Consider the following 17407-nt stretch of genomic DNA (forward strand, 5'->3'; position numbering starts at 1 on the left):
TGCGCGGGATGCCCGCGCCGGACGGCATCGGTCTTTGTTAGCGCTAACTAGCGCAAAGGGGCCGCAAGGGCAAGCAAGCTGCCGTGCCCATTCGCGCGCCAAGCCGTGCAATCATGGGTCAATAAAGCTGCCCTACCTTGAATGGAGTGCAGCGCGGGATTGTCTCAAGTCAAGGATGTGGCGGCGGCGGGGGGGGCATAAATGGCATCGCAGGGAAGAACATCGGTCAAGAGACGGATCATCACCCTTGCCTGTCTTGGCCAGAACGGCCGCATCGAAATGAACCACGACGATATCAAGTGTGTGGCCCGCCGGTTGCGGGCGGAAGCCATCCGCGACACCTTTGGCGATCTGCGCGATGGTCTGCGGCGTCGGCTGGCCCGGGCTTGCCGGCAGGTCCATCAGACGGCAGGCCCATCAGACAGCATCGCGCCCTGCGCGACCGACCCCCGGGCTGCAATCGGGGGGTTTCCTGCCCGGCGTCACAGGCTTTCCGTCCGGTTCCGAACAGGATAAGGGGAAATGACACCCTTTCCGGAAGATCCCGCGATGACTTACCCCACCGTCCGCCTGCGCCCCAAGGCCGAGGCCCGCGCCATCCGGCATGGCTTTCCCTGGGTCTATGCCGACGAGCTTGTGACCGACCGGCGCACGCAGGCGCTGGCGCCCGGCGCGCTGGCCGTTCTTGAGGATGCCGAGCGGCGGTCCCTGGGCCTTGTCACTGTCAACACCGGATCGAAGATCATCGCGCGGATGCTGGATCGCGATCCGGACGCCGTGATCGACGAGACATGGTTCGCTGTCCGCCTGACCCGGGCGCTGGCCCTGCGCGAGCGGCTGTTCGACCGGCCGTTCTACCGCCTTGTCCATGCCGAAGCCGATGGTCTGCCCGGCATCGTCATCGACCGTTTCGGCGCGGCGGCGGTGATCCAGCCCAACGCCGCCTGGGCCGAACAGCATCTGCCGGCGCTGGCCGCTGCACTGGCCGAGGTCACGGGCGTCTCTGTCATCGTCAAGAACGGCACCGGCCGCTCGCGCGGGCTTGAGGGGCTGGCCGAAGAAACGCTGGTGCTGCGGGGCGCGCTGGACGGCCCGGTGACGGTCGAGATGAACGGCGCCTGCTATATGGCCGACCTGACGGGCGGGCAGAAGACGGGGCTGTTCTATGACCAGCGGCCGAACCATGCCTTTGCCGCCCGGCTGGCACGGGGGGCGCGGGTTCTGGATGTGTTCAGCCATGTCGGCGGCTTTGCGCTGGCGGCGCTGGCGGGGGGGGCGGCTTCGGCGCTGGCGGTCGATGCCTCGGCCCCGGCGCTGGCTTTGGCCGAACGCGGGGCCGAAGCGGGCGGCATGGCCGACCGTTTCCAGACCCGGCAGGGCGACGCTTTCGCCACGCTGGAAGCCCTTGGGGCCGAAGGCGCGCAGTTCGATCTGGTGATCTGCGACCCTCCGGCCTTTGCGCCCAGCAAACCCGCGCTTGAGGCCGGCCTGCGTGCCTATGAACGCATTGCCCGGCTGGCGGCGCCGCTGGTCTCGCCGGGGGGCTTTCTGGGGCTGTGTTCCTGTTCCCATGCCGCCGATCTGGCGGCGTTCCGCAACGCTTCGGCCCGCGGGATCGGCCGGGGCGGGCGGCGCGGGCAACTGATCCACACCGGCTTTGCCGGGCCGGACCATCCGATCCTGCCGCAACTGGCGGAATCGGGTTACCTCAAGGCGCTGTTCTTCCGGCTGGATGGCTGATGAAGGTCGTCCTCGACGCCTGCGTGTTGTTCCCGACCGTCCTGCGCGAAATCCTGCTGGGGGTGGCCGCGCGCGGGCTTTATACGCCGCTCTGGTCGGACCGCATCCTTGAGGAATGGGCGCGCGCGACACGCCGGCTGGGTCCGCTGGCCGAAGCGCAGGCCCGGGCCGAGGGCGCGGCCGCGCGCGATGCCTTTCCGCAGGCGATGGTGCCGCCGCAGCCCGGCCTGCAATCGCGGCTGCATCTGCCGGACGAGGATGACATCCATGTGCTGGCCACCGCCATCGCCGGCCATGCCGATGCCATCGTGACCTTCAACGCCGCCGATTTCCCGCGTGGCGTGCTGGCGGCCGAGGGCGTAGCGCGGCGCGATCCCGACGGCTTCCTGTGGGAGGTGTGGTCGTTCCATCCCGACACGGTCGAGGCCGCCGTGGCCGAGGTTCACGCCCGGGCCGAGTCGATCGCAGGCCAGCCATTGGTGCGACGCGCGCTGTTGAAGCGGGCCGGGCTGCCGCGGCTGGCCAAGGCGCTTCAGGGCTGAACCCAGCGCGCCTCGCGCGCTTCGATCAGGCGGATGCGCTCTTCGATCTTCGGGTGGCTCATCAGCCAGGCCGGCATTTCAGCACCCCGGGCCGCGGCCCAGACGCCCAGCTTGCGGAACATCGACTTCTGCGGTTCGGTGCCGATCCCGGCCTTGACCAGCAGCGCCGAGGCATAGGCATCGGCCTCGTGTTCGTCGCGCCGCGACAGCCGCGCGGCCAGCGCCGAGGTCAGCAGGTTCGCCAGCCAGATCCCGAAAAACGGGATGAAACGGTTCAGCACCGCGCCCAGCACCATGAACACCGCATTCTGCCCGGTGAAATCGATCATCCGCCGCCGCGAATGGCCAAGGGCGACATGGCCCAGCTCATGCGCGATGACCGAGGCGAGTTCCTCGGCCGTCACCTCGCCCGCCTTGAACTTGCGCAGGAATCCCCGGGTGATGAAGATCCGCCCGTCCGGCGCGGCAAGGCCGTTGATCGGGTCGATCTCGAACACCTGCACCCGGATTTCGGGCAGATCCAGCGCCGCGGCCATCCGGCGGGCCAGCGCCACCACCTGCGGCTCGTCCAGCGGGCGCGACCGCGCATCCAGCATCCGCTTCGTCCGCCAGGCGGAGAACTGGTACATCAGGAAGCCGTAGGCGATGGCGAGCAGGATCGGTGTGAGTTTCAGCATGATCCCTATATGGCGCGGCCGGGCCACCACAGGAAGGGCAGGGCCGCCCTTTCGCTGCGGTGGCGCGGCCTTCCGGGATCGGCCGGGCGGGCGGCTATTCCTGGATCGATTCGAGATAAAGCACGAGCGACAGGATGCGGCCCCGGACGATCAGCTCGCTGCCATAGGGGCCGGTGATCGGCTCGGCGGTGGCCTTGTAGCGTTCGCCCCAGATCGGCATCGGCCCGCCGTGGCCGCGCACTCCGGTGCGGCCGTCCACGATCATGAAGACTTCCTGGAACGGGAACTTGCCGTCATGGGCCTTGGAGAGGCCGGTCAGGCTTGGGGTTTCGATGCTCAGCACCTCGGCCATCGGGCCCTGGCCCTTGCCGGATTCGCCGTGGCACGAGGCGCAGGCCACCATGTATTCGGTCTTGCCGGCATCCATCGTCTGGGCCGTGGCCCAAGGCGCGGCGAACAGGGCCAGCGCCAGACCGCCGAGGATCGTGCGTATCATCTCGTCTCCCTCCCGCGGCCTGTTGCCCGAGGCGGGGGCATCGGGCCGCTGGCGGCTGCCCCCGCGGGACGCGATGCCGCAAAAATGCTCTGTCCTTTCCAGGATACGGCAACGGCAGCACGCGGGCCAAGCCTCGCATCGGCCGATTCCGCTGTCATTGATGGCGGTCAGCCGATTCTCAGCGTGAGAGATGTCGCACGCCGGCGGCGATGCCTTCCAGCGTCATTGGCGCCATCCGGCCGTCAAAGATCTCGCGGATCATCCGGATCGACTGGGTATAGCCCCACAGCCGTTCGGGGACCGGGTTGATCCACAGGTTCGCCGGCCATTGTGCGCGGGCGCGGCGCAGCCAGACCTCGCCGGCTTCGGCATTCCAGTGTTCGTTCGCGCCGCCGGGATGCAGGATCTCGTAGGGGCTCATCGAGGCATCGCCCACGAAGATGCATTTGTAATCCGGCCCATAGGTGCGCAGCACCTGATCGGTGGGCGTCTGGTCGTCCCAGCGGCGGCGGTTGTCGCGCCAGACGCCTTCGTAAAGGCAGTTGTGGAAATAGAAATGTTCGAAATGCTTGAACTCGGCGCGGGCGGCCGAGAACAGTTCCTCGACGACGCGAACGTGATCGTCCATCGATCCGCCGATATCCAGAAACAGCAGCACCTTCACCGCGTTGTGGCGTTCGGGCCGGGTCTTTACGTCCAGCCAGCCATGTTCGGCGGTGGCGCGGATCGTGCCGTCAAGATCGAACTCTTGCGCGGCCCCCTCGCGCGCCCATTTCCGCAGGCGCCGCAGCGCCACCTTGATGTTGCGCGTGCCCAGTTCCACGCTGTCGTCCAGATTGCGGAACTCGCGCCGGTCCCAGACCTTGACCGCGCGGCGGTGGCGGCTTTCGTCCTGCCCGATGCGCACGCCTTCGGGGTTGTAGCCATAGGCGCCGAAGGGCGAGGTGCCGGCCGTGCCGATCCACTTGTTGCCGCCCTGATGCCTGCCCTGCTGGTCGCGCAGACGTTGCTTCAATGTCTCCATCAGCTTGTCGAACCCGCCGAGGGCCTCGATCTCGGCGCGTTCCGCCGGGGTCAGGTGCTTTTCGGCCAGCTTTTCCAGCCAGTCGCGGGGCAGGTCGACCGCTTCCAGAACCTGTTCGGCGGTGATCGCCTCGAGCCCCTTGAAGCTTTCCGCGAAGGCCCGGTCAAAGCGATCCAGATGCCGTTCGTCCTTGACCATCGCAGTCCGGGCAAGGTGATAGAAGCCTTCCAGATCAAAGCTGACCAGCCCCGCCGACATGCCTTCCAGAAAGGCCAGATATTCGCGCAGCGACACCGGAACCCCGGTCCGGCGCAGGGTCTGGAAGAAGGGCAGGAACATGTCAGGCCAACCGCTCGATCAGGATGGTCAGGAACAGGCCCGCGATGGCGCAGGCGATGGCGAAACCCGCCGCGTATTGCGCCATGTCCAGCCGGTTGCCGCGACGACGGCGCGCCGTCAGCGCCCCCAGCGCCGCACCGATCAGCATTCCAGCCAGAACGATCATCCGTTGTCTCCGATCCCGTTCCGGGGCGCCTCGGCCAGCCGGCCCGGCGTCAGTGCGGCGATCTCGGACATCCGCGCACGCACCTCGGCTTCGGTGCCGAAACCGTAGCGCGCCCAGCCAAGACTGTCGAGCCGCGCCGCCCGCGCCTCGGCCGCGTGCCCCAGAAGGCGCAGCGATTCCGACCGGATCATCAGCAGCGTCGCCAGCAGGGCTGCATTTTCGGCCCGCTGCACCACCGGCACCGCCCGTTCGGTCAGCGCGATGGCGGCCCGCGGTTGGCCTGCCGACAATGCGAAGGCCGCCATCTGCATGTCAATATGGGCGGCGTGGATCTCGCCGCCGGGCAGGCTGCGGTAGATCCGTGCCGCCTCGATGAAGGCATCCACCGACTGGGCGATCTCGTCCGCCAGCCCCATGCGGGCGGCTGCAAACAGGCTGAAGCCCATGCGCGCGTCGCGCCAGCCCATCGCCTCGGCGATGGCCAGGGCGCGGGTCGCCGCCTCGCGCCGTTTGTGGATCGAGCCGTCGGCGCCAAGTGCGCGTTCGATCGCCGCGATCCAGTCCCGTGGCGTCGGATCGGGCAGGGCGGGCGCATCGCGGCGCCCCGCGGGATTGATCCGCGCCAGCAGCCCGGGCAGCACCGCCGCAACCTCGGCCCGGGTCATCCCCGAATGCAGGTCCGGCGCATAGGTCGTGCGCAGGATCAGCATGTCGAAGCCGGTCAGGATGGTGTGGAAATTATCGTCGTTGAACACCGAATCCGACAGCCGATACAGGTCGTTCAGCGGCCCGATCGCCTGCGCCAGTTCCTCGTGCAGGCAGTCGCGCACCTCCTGCGGGCTGGTGTCCGAGGGGATGAAGATCGCCACCCTCTCACGGGTTTCAAGCGTCGCCCAATCCACCACCGCACGGCGCCGCACGCCGCGATATTCCGCGAACGAGGACACCCGCGGCACCACGAAGCAGGCCGCCGTCGGCACCAGCGACTGCATCCGCCGACGCTCGACAAATTCGATGGTGACCGAGGCCGGGGCCGGGGCGGCGATCGTGCGGATGTCGATGCCGGCTTCGCGGCGCATCCGGCCCAGCAGCCGCGCCAGATCGTGGGGTGCGGTGGCCGGAACCACGCCGGTCATGGCCACGGTGATCGGCCCCTCGAACCGGGTCAGCCGGTCCAGCGCGCGGCCGCTTTCCATCCCGAAACTGAGGTCCAGAAAGTCCCGCGCGATTTCCGGGTTCGGGCGCCGGGTGCCGGCAGGATCTGATTCGGAAAACATTTTCATCATCGGTAGCGGGTCGATGACCCGGACGCCCGGGCTGTTCATCGAGACCTCTGACCCGGGCCCGGAACCGCAGGCGGCCAGCAGCAGGGCAAGGCCGGCAAGGGCCGTTCGCATCACAGCACCCGGTTGTAGCGGATGAAGGGCGACTTGCGCCCGATCCGGTCATAAAGCGCACGGGCACGGGCGTTGTTTTCCGCCGTCAGCCAGTAGACCGCCGGCGCGCCCGCGGCATCGGCGGCGTCATAGACCGCCGCGATCAGCGCGCGGCCGGCGCCATGGCCACGGGCCTCGGGCGCGGTGAACAGATCCTGAAGATAGCAGACATCCTCGACCCGCCAGCAGTGGCGGTGAAACAGGTAATGCACCAGCCCCACAGCCTTTTCGCCGCGAAAGGCCAGAAAGCCGCGCGGCTCGGCCGCAGCACCCGAGATCAGCCGCGCGAAGGTGTTGGCGATCACGGATTCCGGCAGGTCGGTGTCGTAAAAGCGCAGATACGCCAGCCACAGCGCGCGCCATGCGGCTTCGTCCGGGGCGGTGATCGGGCGGATGGAAAGGCTGTCGGTCATCGGACCCTCGGACATGGGGCGGGGGCGCCCGTCGGCGCCCGGAAAAAGGTTTCAGAGCGGATGCGGCCTTAGCCCGGTCGTCGCGCCATGAAGGCCAGACGCTCGAACAGATGCACGTCCTGTTCGTTCTTCAACAGCGCGCCATGCAACCGCGGCAACAGGTGGCGGCCGTCGCGTTTCAGATCCTCGGGCGACAGATCCTCGGCCAGAAGCAGCTTCAGCCAGTCCAGAACCTCGGAGGTCGAGGGCTTTTTCTTCAGCCCCGGAACCTCGCGCAATTCGTAGAACTGCGACAGCGCGGCGGTCAGCAGCGCAGGCTTCAGCCCGGGGAAATGCACCTCGACGATGGCGCGCATCGTGTCGATGTCGGGAAACCGGATGTAATGAAAGAAGCAGCGCCGCAGGAAGGCGTCGGGCAGATCCTTTTCATTGTTCGAGGTGATGATGACCACCGGGCGATGCTGCGCCCGCACGGTTTCCGCCGTCTCGTAGACGTGGAACTCCATCCGGTCGAGTTCCTGAAGCAGGTCGTTCGGAAACTCGATATCGGCCTTGTCGATCTCGTCGATCAGCAGCACGACCCGGCCCGGCGCCTCGAACGCCTGCCACAGCTTTCCCTTTCGGATATAGTTTTTCACGTCATGCACGCGCGCATCGCCCAGCTGGCTGTCGCGCAGGCGGCTGACGGCATCGTATTCGTAAAGCCCCTGCTGCGCCTTGGTCGTGCTTTTCACATGCCATTCGATCAGCGGCATCCCCAGCGACTGCGCCACCTGACGGGCAAGCTCGGTCTTGCCGGTGCCGGGTTCGCCCTTGACCAGCAGCGGGCGCTGCAACGTGACCGCGGCATTGACGGCAACCGCCAGATCCTCTGTCGTGACATAGGACGAGGTTGAGGAAAATTTCATTTACGATGCGTAACCTTGGGGGAAGATGCTGAGGCAGGATAGCACAGGCTGAATCTGCCGCAAGCGCGGCGACGCCGCTAGTGACAATCAGCCAGCCATGCGCTAGATGAGCCGCATTGAAGGGAGCGCCGGATGACCGTGAACCACATTTCGGAGCCTGCCGGCCTGCAAGAGAGAGCAGACGCCATGAAAGCAGAGATCTTTCTGCCTGACGATTATCGCCCCGCTGAAAACGAACCTTTCATGAACGAGCGGCAACTGGAATATTTCCGCCGCAAGCTGATCAACTGGAAGCAGGAACTTCTCGACCAGAGCGCCGAGACGATTGAGGGCCTTCAGGAATCCGGCCGCAACGTCCCCGACATTGCGGACCGCGCCAGCGAGGAAACCGACCGCGCGCTGGAACTGCGCACCCGCGACCGCCAGCGCAAGCTGGTGGCCAAGATCGACGCCGCGCTGCGGCGCATCGAGAATGGCGAATACGGCTATTGCGAGGTCTCGGGCGAGCCGATCTCTCTCCGGCGGCTGGATGCCCGGCCGATCGCGACCATGACGCTGGAAGCGCAGGAACGCCACGAACGTCGCGAACGGGTGCATCGCGACGAATGATCCCCGCGCGGCGGCATCTTTTGCCGCCGCCATCGGCTGAAACAGGTGCTGTCGGGGCGGTGTTTGCGCCCGGCCGTGCCGAACCCGAACCGGCTGCTGCCGCGACGAGGTAGCGCAGCCTGTCCCTCGTGGCTTGCCCTCCGGCCGCGCGGGCGCAAAAACTGACGCCGGGCCGTGTGCTGGTCCGGCGTTCGCATGTGGAGGAACCCGATGAGCCTGAAGGATGCCGAGGTCACCGTGCTGGGGGCCGGCGTGGCCGGGCTTGCGGTGGCCAGGGCGCTCGCGCTCCGCGGGGCGCAGGTGACGGTGCTGGAACAGGCCGAGGCGATCCGCGAGGTTGGCGCCGGCTTGCAGATTTCCCCCAACGGCGCCGCGGTGCTGCGGGCGCTGGGGCTGGGCGAGGAACTGGAAGCCTCGTCGATGCGGGCGCAGGCAGTGGAATTGCGCAATGGCGTTGGCGGCGATCTGGTGTTGAAGCTGGATCTGGCGCGGCTGCGTCCGGGGCAGGGGTATCACCTGTTTCACCGCGCCGATCTGATCGATCTGCTGGCCCATGGCGCACGGGATGCGGGCGTGCAGATTCGCCTGCTTCAGAAGATCGAGCATGTCGATCTGACCGGCCCGCGGCCGCGGCTGGTGACGGCGCAGGGCGCGGAATACATGCCGAATCTTCTGGTCGGCGCCGATGGGCTTCATTCGCTGGTGCGGGCCGAGTTGAATGGCCCGGCGCAGCCGTTCTTCACCAATCAGGTGGCATGGCGCGCGGTGATCCCCGCCACCCCCGGAGAGCCCGTCGTGGCCGAGGTCCATATGGGCGAGGGCCGCCATCTGGTCAGCTATCCGCTGCGTGGCGGCACGCAGCGCAACATCGTCGCGGTCGAGGAACGCAAACGCTGGGTGCAGGAAGGCTGGAACCTGCGCGACGATCCGGTGGATCTGCAGCTGGCCTTTGCGAATTTCAACGGCCGGGTGCGGCACTGGCTGGAACAGGTGCCCGATGTCTGGCTGTGGGGGCTGTTCCGCCATCCGGTCGCGCGCACCTGGTTCCGGGGCCATGCGGCGATTCTGGGCGATGCCGCCCATCCGACGCTGCCGTTTCTGGCGCAGGGCGCCAACATGGCGCTGGAAGACGCCTGGGTGCTGGCCGAATGTCTGGCGCGCCATTCCAACCTGAAGGGGGGCCTTGCCGAATATCAGGCCCGCCGGGTGCCGCGTTGCTGCCGGGTGGTGCAGGCGGCCAACAACAACGCCTGGGCCTATCACCTGCGCAGCCCGCTGCGCGAGGTGGCGCATCTGGGGCTGAAACTCGGATCGCGGCTTTTGCCGGGCCCGACGCTGCGCCGGTTCGACTGGCTTTACGGCTACGATGTGACCAAGAGCTGACGGTCATCAGGTTCCTGTGCCCGCCTGCCCGTGCCGCCTGCCCGTGCCGCTGGCGGCGGGCAGGGCCGGTGGCGCCGTCAGCCCGGCGCGGGGGGGATCATTTTTCGGCGCGGCCCGGCATGACCATGATGGTCTGCTGCATCAGCGCGCAGGACACCTCGCGCCCGTCCTTGATCGCCACCACCTCGGCGCGGGTCACGATCAGGGTCCGGCCGGGGCGGACCACCTCGCCACGGGCGATCAGCGCGGTGCCATCGGCGGGCGCCATCAGGTTCAGCTTGTATTCCACCGTCAGAACCGAGGCGCCTTCGGGTACAAGGGTCATGGCGGCATAGCCCGCGGCCGAATCCGCAATCATCCCCACCACGCCGCCATGGATGAAGCCGTGCTGCTGCTCGATCCCGTCCCAGTGCGGCAGATGGATCTCGGCCCGGCCCCGTTCGACCGCGGACAGGCTGGCGCGGATGAGCACCATGGCGTTCTGGCGGGCGAAACTGGCGCGGATGCGCGCGAAAGGATCTGGTTCGAGGCTCATGCACAAAGGCTAGGCGGTGCGGGCAACGCCCGTCAACGCACAGCCAGCCCGACGTTGCGTCAAGCGCCGCGGCGCTGGCCCTTAGCGGTAAGGTGCCGCGTATCAAGGCCCATCCCGGGCCGCGCTGGCCGCAGGCCCTTCATTCCGGGGGCAGGCTCAGGCCGCAAGCTCGATCCAGACCGGCACATGGTCCGAGGGCTTGTCGCCGGCCCGCACCTCGCGGTCGATGCCGGCATCGGTCATCAGGTCGGCCGCCTGCGGCGACAGCAGCAGATGGTCGATGCGGATGCCGTTGTTCTTTTCCCAGGCGCCGGCCTGATAATCCCAGAACGAATACAGCCCCGGCACGGGGGTCCGGGCGCGGATCGCCTCGGTATAGCCAAGGTTCAGGATGCGCCGGAACGCGGCCCGGCTTTCGGGCAGGAACAGCGCATCCGTCACCCAGGCTTCGGGGCGGGCCGCATCCTCGGGCTGGGGGATCACGTTGTAATCGCCGGCAAGAACCACCGCTTCTTCGGTGGTCAGCAGATCCGCGGCCCGGGCACGCATCCGCGCCATCCACGCCAGCTTGTAGTCGTATTTCGGCCCCGGCGCCGGGTTGCCGTTCGGCAGATACAGCCCGCACAGCCGCACCGCGCGGCTTCCCACCACCGTCGCCTCGATCCAGCGCGCCTGGGCATCCTCGGGGTCGCCCGGCAGGCCGCGGGTCACATCCTCCAGCGGCAGGCGCGACAGGATGCCCACGCCGTTGAAGCCCTTCTGGCCATGGGTTTCGACCTGCCAGCCCAGATCCTCGAAATGGCTGCGGGGAAAGCCTTCGTCGACCGACTTGATCTCTTGCAACAGCACGACGTCGGGCCGGGCGGCCTCAAGCCAGGCTGTCAGCGCCTCGATCCGGGCTTTGATGCCGTTGATGTTGAAGGTTGCGATTTTCATGGGCGCGCTCTCCTTGTCGCGTCGAAGGGGGATGCGCGCCCCGGTCTCAGATCGAAAACGACGTGCCGCAGCCGCAGGAACTGCTGGCGTTGGGATTGTTGATGACAAAGCGCGAGCCGATCAGTTCTTCGGCATAGTCGATTTCCGCGTTTTGCAGGAACGGAAGCGAGACCTGATCGACCAGAACCTTCTGGCCGTCCTTCTCGATCACCAGATCGTCGGCGGCCGGATCGTCCAGCTTGATGTCATACTGAAACCCGGAACAGCCGCCGCCTTCGACCGCGATCCGCAGGGCGCGCGTTTCGCCTGCGGCTTCGGCGATCTCGGCAAGGCGGGCGAAGGCCCGGTCGGTCACGCGCGGCGGAAGGATCATGCGAATACCCCGTGTCAAATCGCTGTGGTGTTCATATAGAATGGGACAAAACAGGTCACAAGAACAGGCAGATTCATGCTCGCGCCCTATGCCTGCCAGCCCGGTGAAAGCCGCGGACGGCTTAATCCCGAGCGGATGTCCACCTTTCGCTCGCCGTTTCAGCGCGATCGGGACCGGATCATCCATTCCTCGGCCTTCCGGCGGCTGAAGCACAAGACACAGGTCTTCGTGGAACATGAAGGCGATTACTACCGCACTCGCCTGACCCATTCGATCGAGGTGGCGCAGGTGGCGCGCACGATTTCCGGCGTGTTGGGGCTGAACACCGATCTGGCCGAATGTATCGCGCTGGCGCATGATCTGGGCCACACCCCCTTCGGCCACACCGGCGAGGACGCGCTGGCGAAACTGATGGAGCCTTTTGGCGGCTTCGATCACAACGCGCAGGCCATTCGCATCGTCACCCGGCTGGAACGGCATTACGCCGAATTCGACGGGCTGAACCTGACATGGGAATCGCTGGAAGGCATTGCCAAGCACAATGGCCCGGTCGAGGGGCCGCTGCCCTATGCGCTGGCCGAGGCCAATGCCCAGTGGGATCTGGAACTGCACACCTATGCCTCGGCCGAGGCGCAGGTGGCGGCGATTGCCGATGACGTGGCCTATTCGCACCACGACCTGCATGACGGTCTGCGCTCGGGCCTGTTCACCGAGGCCGACCTGATGGAATTGCCCGTCACCGCGCCGGCCTTTGACGAGGTGGACACGCTTTATCCGGGGCTGGAGCCGATGCGGCGCCGGCACGAGGCGCTGCGCCGGGTCTTCGGTCGCATGGTCGAGGATGTGATCGCGGTGGCGCAGGGCCGGCTGGATGCCGCACAGCCGAAATCGGTGGACGAGATCCGCAACATGGGTGCGACCGTGATCCGGTTTTCCAAGCCACTCTATCAGGAATTGAAGGCGATCCGCGGCTTCCTGTTTCACCGCATGTATCGCGCGCCGCCGGTGATGAAGGAACGCGCCAAGGTGACGGCGGTGGTGAACGACCTGTTCCCGCTGTTCATGGCCGATCCGGGCCTGCTGCCCCCGGAATGGCGCCTTGATGTCGAGGCCGCGCGCGATGAAACCACGCTGGCCCGCATTGTCGCCGATTACGTCGCCGGCATGACCGACCGCTTCGCCTTGCAGGAACACGCCCGCCTGTGCGGCTGAACGGCGGCCGGCCGGGTCGATTGTGTCGGCCCGGCTGGCAGGTGTCTGGCGGTGCCGAAAGATTGGCTCGGCTGGCAGTCGTCTGGCGGTGCCGAAAGATCGGCCCGGCCCGGCAGGTGTCGGGCGGGGCGCTGGCAGGCGGGGCAGTCCGGTCAGGCCAGCCGCATCGCCTGCACCAGCGCCGCAGGCGCCAGCCCGACCGGATTGCCCTTCATCGAGGATGAGGCCAGCGCCGCCTCGGCCACGGCGGCATGGTCGGCAGGGTCAAGGCCCATCGCTTCCAGCCCGGGCAGGCCCGCCTGCCTTGCCCAGTCGGCCAGCGCCTCGGGGGCGTCCGCGGCGGGGGCGCCCAGCACGGTGCCAAGGATCTGGCAGACCTCGGCCAGACGGGCGCGGGCGGTGCTGCCGGGGGCGGCCGCCTGAAGGTTCGCGCGCAGGATCGGCGCCAGCAACGTGCCGCAGATTGCCCCGTGGGCGGCGGCGGTCATGCCGCCGATCACCCCCGCCAGCCCATGCACCGCGCCCAGCCCGCCATTGGCCAGCGCCAGACCGCCCGACAGGCTGACCCATGCAAGGGCATCGCGGGCGGGGGCGTCCTCGGCGCGCATCAGTTGCACCAGTGCCGCCATGCCCTCGCTGATCGCCGGCCGCGAGATCGCATCGGTGAAAGGCGTGGCGCGGGCCGAGACAAAGGGCTCGATCACCTGCGTCACCGCATCCAGCCCCGAGGCGAGCGTCACCCCCCGCGGGCAATGATCGGTCAGCGCCGGATCGACCAGCGCCACCCGCGCCAGCATCCGGTCATCGCGCAGGCTGACCTTGCGGCGATGGTCCGGCACACCGATCACCGCGTTCTTGGTGGCTTCGGCGCCGGTGCCGGCGGTGGTGGGCAGCGCCACGAAGGGCAGGGGCGGTGCCACCAGAGGCCGGCCCCGGCCCACCACTTCCAGATGTTCCATCGGCCCGTCGGGCGCAGGCCCCAGCGCGGCCAGGGCCTTGGCCAGATCCAGCGCCGCGCCGCCACCCAGCCCCGCCACCACCTGCGGCTGAAAGGGCCGGGCGGTGGCCAGCGCCTCGTCCAGCGTCGGCAGATCGGGCTCGCCCGCGCAGCCCAGCGAAAGCACCTCGACGCCCGCATCTGTCAGCGCCGTGATCAGCCAGCCGGCCCGCGCGGGGCTTGCGCCATGCACCAGCAGCACACGCGCGCCAAAGCCCGCGATCAGCCCGGCCGCGCGGGCGGCCTCGCCCCGGCCGAAAAGGATGCGGCCCGGGGCCGCGATGCCAAAAGGGGTCATACCGCCATCACCGCCTGCACCGCACGCCCCCAGCGGGCGTATTTCGTTGACCGTGTCGCTTCATCCATCCGCGGCTCGAACCGGCGATCCAGCGCCCAGTTGGCGGCGAATTCGTCCGGGCCGGGGTAAAGCCCGGCCTGCATCCCCGCCAGCCACGCCGCCCCCAGTGCTGTCGTCTCGCGCATCACGGGCCGGTCGACCGGGGCGCCGATGATGTCGGCCAGAAACTGCATCGTCCAGTCAGAGGCACTCATTCCGCCATCGACCCGCAGCACGCCTTCGGCCCCCGCGCCCCAGTCCGCGCGCATCGCTTCCAGCAGGTCGCGGGTCTGATAGCCCACGCTTTCCAGCGCGGCGCGGGCGAAATCCGCGGGCCCCGAATTGCGCGTCAGACCAAAGACCGCCCCGCGCGCCTCTGGCTTCCACCAGGGCGCCCCAAGGCCGGTGAAGGCCGGCACGATCATCAGATCCTGCCCCGGATCGGTCGACAGCGCCAGCGCGTGTGTCTCGCCCGCCTCGCGGATCAGTTTCAGCCCGTCGCGCAGCCATTGCACCACCGCCCCCGCAATGAAGATCGAGCCTTCCAGCGCATAGGTCCGCTGGCCCCCCAGCTGATAGGCGATGGTGGTCAGCAGGCGGTTGCGGCTGGTCACCTGTTCGGCCCCGGTGTTCAGCAGCGCAAAGCAGCCGGTGCCATAGGTCGATTTCATCATGCCGGGGCGGAAACAGGCCTGCCCGCAGGTGGCGGCCTGCTGATCGCCCGCGACGCCCAGAATGGGGATCTCATGGCCGAACAGGTCGGCGCGGGTCATGCCGAAGGGGGCGGCGCAATCCTTCACCTCTGGCAGCATTGCCATCGGCACGCCCAGAAGGCCGCAGATCTCGGCGTCCCAGACCCCGCGGCCGATGTCGAACAGCATCGTCCGCGCGGCATTGGTGGCATCGGTCACATGCGCCCGACCGCCGGTCAGCTTCCAGATCAGGAAGGTGTCGACGGTGCCGAACAGCAATTCGCCGGCTTCGGCCTTCGCCCGCGCGCCTTCGACATGGTCCAGCAGCCACTTGACCTTGGTGGCCGAGAAATAGGGGTCCAGCAGCAACCCCGTCCGCGCGGTGATCGTGGTCTCGTGTCCCGCAGTCACCAGATCGCGGCACAGATCTGCCGTCCGCCGATCCTGCCATACGATGGCGTTGTGGATCGGCTGGCCGGTGGCGCGATCCCAGATCAGCGCGGTTTCGCGCTGGTTGGTGATGCCGATGGCCGCGATCTCTCGGGCGTCGATGCCGGCGCGGTCCACCGCCGCCCGCGCCACCGTCGCAACCGAGGACCACAGATCCCGGGGATCATGTTCGACCCAGCCCGGCGCGGGATAGATCTGGGGAAATTCTTCCTGTGCCTGCGCCACCAGTCGCAGCGCGCCGTCGAACAGGATGGCGCGCGACGAGGTGGTGCCCTGGTCGATGGCAAGGATGTAGCTCATGGATCACCGTCCGCAGCTTCTTCTTGGCGAAGCGTCCCGCAAGGGCGGCTTCGCGAAAAGGAAGCAGGGGGCGGGCCGCGTGCCCGCCCCCTTCCGGGTCACTTCTGCCAGGACTTGATCAGCTCGTCATAGTTGATGGTTTCCGGCGTGGGATCTTCGTTGTCCAGCTTGGCCACCGGCGAGCCGGGCTGATCCAGCCAGTATTGCGCGTCCTGAACCTCGTTCATCTTCGGGCCAAGGTCGCCCTGGACGCCGGCGCGTTCCAGCCGTTCCAGCACCCGTTCCTGCTGTTCGCACAGCGCATCCATCGCCTCTTGCGGCGACTTGGCCCCCGAGGACGCATCGCCGATATTCTGCCACCAAAGCTGTGCCAGCTTCGGATAATCGGGGATGTTGGTGCCGGTGGGCGACCATTGCACCCGGGCGGGCGAGCGATAGAACTCGACCAGACCGCCCAGCTTCGGCGCGCGTTCGGTGAAGCTGTCGTGCTGCACGGTGGATTCGCGGATGAAGGTCAGGCCGGTGTGCGATTTCTTCACATCGACCGTCTTCGAGGTCACGAACTGCGCGTAAAGCCAGGCGGCCTTGGCGCGGTCCACCGGGGTGGATTCCATCAGCGTCCAGGAACCGGCATCCTGATAGCCCACCTTCATCCCGTCTTCCCAATAGGCGCCGTGGGGGCTGGGGGCCATGCGCCATTTGGGGGTGCCGTCCTCGTTCAGCACGGCCTTGGCATTGTCGCCCACCATGTCGGCGGTAAAGGCGGTATACCAGAACATCTGCTGCGCGATGTCGCCCTGTGCGGGCACCGGACCCGCCTCCGAGAAGGTCATGCCGGCAGCCGCGGGGGGCGTATATTTCTGCAACCACTCGATATATTTGGTGATCGCATAGACCGCCGCCGCGTCATTGGTGGCGCCGCCGCGCGTCACGCAAGAGCCCACCGGCTGCGAGTTCTCGTTGACGCGGATGCCCCATTCATCGACCGGCAGGCCGTTCGGTTCGCCCTTGTCGCCCATGCCCGCCATCGACAACCAGGCATCGGTGAAGCGCCAGCCAAGGCTGGGGTCTTTCTTGCCGTAATCCATGTTGCCATAGGCGCTTTTCGGCCCGCCCAGATAAGACATGTCGCGGCCGGTGAAGAACTCGGCGATATCCTCGTATGCCGACCAGTTCAGCGGAACGCCAAGGTCATAGCCGTATTTCGCCTTGAAATCGGCCTTGGTCTTTTCGTCGTTGAACCAGTCGTAGCGGAACCAGTAAAGGTTGGCGAATTGCTGGTCGGGAAGCTGGTAAAGCTCGCCATCCGGGCCGGTGGTGAATTTCAGCCCGATGAAATCGTTCAGGTCAAGGTTGGGGTTGGTGACGTCCTTGCCCTCGCCGGCCATCCATTCGGTCAGGCTGCGCGCCTGTTTATAGCGCCAGTGGGTGCCGATCAGGTCGCTGTCATTGATATAGGCGTCATAGATGTTTTCGCCCGATTGCATCTGCGTTTGCAGCTTTTCCACCACATCGCCTTCACCGATCAGGTCATGGGTGACCTTGATCCCGGTGATGGCGGTGAAAGCCGGGGCAAGCACCTTGGATTCGTATTCGTGGGTGGTGATGGTTTCCGACACCACCTTGATTTCCATTCCGGCCATCGGCGCCGCGGCATCGATGAACCATTGCATTTCGGCTTCCTGTTCCGCGCGCGAAAGTGCGGACATGTCCCCGATTTCGGCGTCAAGGAAGGCTTTCGCCGCATCCATGTCGGCCCATGCCGGGGCGCCAAGCGCCATCAGCGCCAACGCCATGGCGGTGGATGTGTGTTGAAGTCTCATTGTCGTCTCCTCCCAAAGA

18 protein-coding genes are annotated in these 17407 nt (G+C 67.1%); 5 read left to right on the plus strand and 13 right to left on the minus strand.

The features are described from left to right. Positions 1 to 549 precede the first annotated feature (549 nt). Both CRO07_RS01210 and CRO07_RS01215 read left to right on the plus strand, forming a co-directional pair. A complete protein-coding gene (locus tag CRO07_RS01210) occupies positions 550 to 1740 on the plus strand; it encodes an RSP_2647 family RNA methyltransferase (protein ID WP_097029040.1) in 1191 nt (396 codons plus the stop codon). Next, positions 1740 to 2282 (plus strand): RSP_2648 family PIN domain-containing protein, encoded by a 543-nt coding sequence (locus tag CRO07_RS01215; RefSeq protein ID WP_097028855.1) that lies wholly within the window; start codon positions 1740 to 1742, stop codon positions 2280 to 2282. The genes CRO07_RS01210 and CRO07_RS01215 overlap by 1 nt, the downstream gene beginning before the upstream one ends. Here CRO07_RS01215 and CRO07_RS01220 read toward each other — a convergent pair. From CRO07_RS01220 to CRO07_RS01250, 7 genes are all read right to left on the minus strand, one after another. After that, the gene (locus CRO07_RS01220; RefSeq protein ID WP_097029041.1) at positions 2273 to 2959 is read right to left on the minus strand and encodes a M48 family metallopeptidase; all 687 of its coding nucleotides are present in this window, start codon (positions 2957 to 2959) and stop codon (positions 2273 to 2275) included. The two genes, CRO07_RS01215 and CRO07_RS01220, sit on opposite strands and share 10 nt — an antisense overlap. A 94-nt stretch (positions 2960 to 3053) precedes the next feature. Further along, on the minus strand, positions 3054 to 3455 hold the full coding sequence (locus tag CRO07_RS01225) for a c-type cytochrome (RefSeq protein WP_097028856.1): 402 nt from the start codon (positions 3453 to 3455) through the stop codon (positions 3054 to 3056). Positions 3456 to 3633: 178 nt separating this feature from the next. Beyond that, the gene (locus CRO07_RS01230; protein ID WP_097028857.1) at positions 3634 to 4818 is read right to left on the minus strand and encodes a vWA domain-containing protein; all 1185 of its coding nucleotides are present in this window, start codon (positions 4816 to 4818) and stop codon (positions 3634 to 3636) included. 1 nt (position 4819) lies between these two features. Then, on the minus strand, positions 4820 to 4984 hold the full coding sequence (locus tag CRO07_RS01235; RefSeq protein WP_097028858.1) for a hypothetical protein: 165 nt from the start codon (positions 4982 to 4984) through the stop codon (positions 4820 to 4822). Next, positions 4981 to 6381, minus strand: coding sequence for a DUF2927 domain-containing protein (locus CRO07_RS01240; RefSeq protein WP_097028859.1), 1401 nt, complete (start codon positions 6379 to 6381; stop codon positions 4981 to 4983). Before CRO07_RS01240 ends, CRO07_RS01235 begins: the two co-directional genes overlap by 4 nt. Then, complete coding sequence (locus CRO07_RS01245) at positions 6381 to 6833, minus strand: GNAT family N-acetyltransferase (protein WP_097029042.1); 453 nt, start codon at positions 6831 to 6833, stop codon at positions 6381 to 6383. The genes CRO07_RS01240 and CRO07_RS01245 overlap by 1 nt, the downstream gene beginning before the upstream one ends. A gap of 68 nt (positions 6834 to 6901) precedes the next feature. Then, the gene (locus tag CRO07_RS01250; RefSeq protein ID WP_097028860.1) at positions 6902 to 7741 is read right to left on the minus strand and encodes an AAA family ATPase; all 840 of its coding nucleotides are present in this window, start codon (positions 7739 to 7741) and stop codon (positions 6902 to 6904) included. 186 nt (positions 7742 to 7927) lie between these two features. Here CRO07_RS01250 and dksA point away from each other — a divergent pair, with 186 nt between their 5' ends. Further along, on the plus strand, positions 7928 to 8350 hold the full coding sequence (gene dksA / locus CRO07_RS01255) for an RNA polymerase-binding protein DksA (RefSeq protein WP_097028861.1): 423 nt from the start codon (positions 7928 to 7930) through the stop codon (positions 8348 to 8350). A gap of 210 nt (positions 8351 to 8560) precedes the next feature. Beyond that, positions 8561 to 9733, plus strand: a complete 1173-nt coding sequence (locus CRO07_RS01260) for an FAD-dependent monooxygenase (RefSeq protein ID WP_097028862.1) — start codon at positions 8561 to 8563, stop codon at positions 9731 to 9733. Between the two features lie 97 nt (positions 9734 to 9830). Here CRO07_RS01260 and CRO07_RS01265 read toward each other — a convergent pair whose 3' ends face one another. From CRO07_RS01265 to erpA, 3 genes are all read right to left on the minus strand, one after another. After that, positions 9831 to 10208: a PaaI family thioesterase gene (locus CRO07_RS01265; protein WP_097029043.1), complete on the minus strand. Its 378-nt coding sequence runs from the start codon at positions 10206 to 10208 to the stop codon at positions 9831 to 9833. Positions 10209 to 10424: 216 nt separating this feature from the next. Further along, entirely contained in the window at positions 10425 to 11204 is a 780-nt protein-coding gene (gene xth, locus CRO07_RS01270; RefSeq protein ID WP_097028863.1) for an exodeoxyribonuclease III, read from the minus strand. Positions 11205 to 11250: 46 nt separating this feature from the next. Continuing rightward, positions 11251 to 11577 (minus strand): iron-sulfur cluster insertion protein ErpA, encoded by a 327-nt coding sequence (erpA, locus tag CRO07_RS01275; RefSeq protein ID WP_097028864.1) that lies wholly within the window; start codon positions 11575 to 11577, stop codon positions 11251 to 11253. A gap of 75 nt (positions 11578 to 11652) precedes the next feature. Between erpA and CRO07_RS01280 the strand changes: the two genes are divergently transcribed. Then, positions 11653 to 12789: a deoxyguanosinetriphosphate triphosphohydrolase gene (locus CRO07_RS01280; RefSeq protein ID WP_097028865.1), complete on the plus strand. Its 1137-nt coding sequence runs from the start codon at positions 11653 to 11655 to the stop codon at positions 12787 to 12789. A gap of 152 nt (positions 12790 to 12941) precedes the next feature. On the opposite strand, the gene CRO07_RS01285 is transcribed toward CRO07_RS01280, so the two are convergent. The 3 genes from CRO07_RS01285 to CRO07_RS01295 all read right to left on the minus strand — a co-directional run bounded on the left by CRO07_RS01285 (position 12942) and on the right by CRO07_RS01295 (position 17388). Next, the gene (locus CRO07_RS01285; RefSeq protein ID WP_097028866.1) at positions 12942 to 14084 is read right to left on the minus strand and encodes an iron-containing alcohol dehydrogenase; all 1143 of its coding nucleotides are present in this window, start codon (positions 14082 to 14084) and stop codon (positions 12942 to 12944) included. Further along, positions 14081 to 15565, minus strand: coding sequence for a glycerol kinase GlpK (glpK, locus tag CRO07_RS01290; RefSeq protein ID WP_097028867.1), 1485 nt, complete (start codon positions 15563 to 15565; stop codon positions 14081 to 14083). Before glpK ends, CRO07_RS01285 begins: the two co-directional genes overlap by 4 nt. Before the next feature lie 98 nt (positions 15566 to 15663). Further along, the gene (locus CRO07_RS01295) at positions 15664 to 17388 is read right to left on the minus strand and encodes an ABC transporter substrate-binding protein (protein WP_097028868.1); all 1725 of its coding nucleotides are present in this window, start codon (positions 17386 to 17388) and stop codon (positions 15664 to 15666) included. Positions 17389 to 17407: the final 19 nt, after the last annotated feature.

The sequence above is a fragment of the Cereibacter ovatus genome, assembly GCF_900207575.1.
GTDB classification, from domain to species: domain Bacteria; phylum Pseudomonadota; class Alphaproteobacteria; order Rhodobacterales; family Rhodobacteraceae; genus Cereibacter_A; species Cereibacter_A ovatus.

What these genes read in the sequence shown, in the direction of transcription:
- CRO07_RS01210 (WP_097029040.1), top strand. Translation starts at nt 550, where the DNA reads ATGACTTACCCCACCGTCCGCCTGCGCCCCAAGGCCGAGGCCCGCGCC.
- CRO07_RS01215 (WP_097028855.1), top strand. Translation starts at nt 1,740, where the DNA reads ATGAAGGTCGTCCTCGACGCCTGCGTGTTGTTCCCGACCGTCCTGCGC.
- CRO07_RS01220 (WP_097029041.1), bottom strand. Translation starts at nt 2,959, where the DNA reads ATGCTGAAACTCACACCGATCCTGCTCGCCATCGCCTACGGCTTCCTG.
- CRO07_RS01225 (WP_097028856.1), bottom strand. Translation starts at nt 3,455, where the DNA reads ATGATACGCACGATCCTCGGCGGTCTGGCGCTGGCCCTGTTCGCCGCG.
- CRO07_RS01230 (WP_097028857.1), bottom strand. Translation starts at nt 4,818, where the DNA reads ATGTTCCTGCCCTTCTTCCAGACCCTGCGCCGGACCGGGGTTCCGGTG.
- CRO07_RS01235 (WP_097028858.1), bottom strand. Translation starts at nt 4,984, where the DNA reads ATGATCGTTCTGGCTGGAATGCTGATCGGTGCGGCGCTGGGGGCGCTG.
- CRO07_RS01240 (WP_097028859.1), bottom strand. Translation starts at nt 6,381, where the DNA reads ATGCGAACGGCCCTTGCCGGCCTTGCCCTGCTGCTGGCCGCCTGCGGT.
- CRO07_RS01245 (WP_097029042.1), bottom strand. Translation starts at nt 6,833, where the DNA reads ATGACCGACAGCCTTTCCATCCGCCCGATCACCGCCCCGGACGAAGCC.
- CRO07_RS01250 (WP_097028860.1), bottom strand. Translation starts at nt 7,741, where the DNA reads ATGAAATTTTCCTCAACCTCGTCCTATGTCACGACAGAGGATCTGGCG.
- dksA (WP_097028861.1), top strand. Translation starts at nt 7,928, where the DNA reads ATGAAAGCAGAGATCTTTCTGCCTGACGATTATCGCCCCGCTGAAAAC.
- CRO07_RS01260 (WP_097028862.1), top strand. Translation starts at nt 8,561, where the DNA reads ATGAGCCTGAAGGATGCCGAGGTCACCGTGCTGGGGGCCGGCGTGGCC.
- CRO07_RS01265 (WP_097029043.1), bottom strand. Translation starts at nt 10,208, where the DNA reads ATGGTGCTCATCCGCGCCAGCCTGTCCGCGGTCGAACGGGGCCGGGCC.
- xth (WP_097028863.1), bottom strand. Translation starts at nt 11,204, where the DNA reads ATGAAAATCGCAACCTTCAACATCAACGGCATCAAAGCCCGGATCGAG.
- erpA (WP_097028864.1), bottom strand. Translation starts at nt 11,577, where the DNA reads ATGATCCTTCCGCCGCGCGTGACCGACCGGGCCTTCGCCCGCCTTGCC.
- CRO07_RS01280 (WP_097028865.1), top strand. Translation starts at nt 11,653, where the DNA reads ATGCTCGCGCCCTATGCCTGCCAGCCCGGTGAAAGCCGCGGACGGCTT.
- CRO07_RS01285 (WP_097028866.1), bottom strand. Translation starts at nt 14,084, where the DNA reads ATGACCCCTTTTGGCATCGCGGCCCCGGGCCGCATCCTTTTCGGCCGG.
- glpK (WP_097028867.1), bottom strand. Translation starts at nt 15,565, where the DNA reads ATGAGCTACATCCTTGCCATCGACCAGGGCACCACCTCGTCGCGCGCC.
- CRO07_RS01295 (WP_097028868.1), bottom strand. Translation starts at nt 17,388, where the DNA reads ATGAGACTTCAACACACATCCACCGCCATGGCGTTGGCGCTGATGGCG.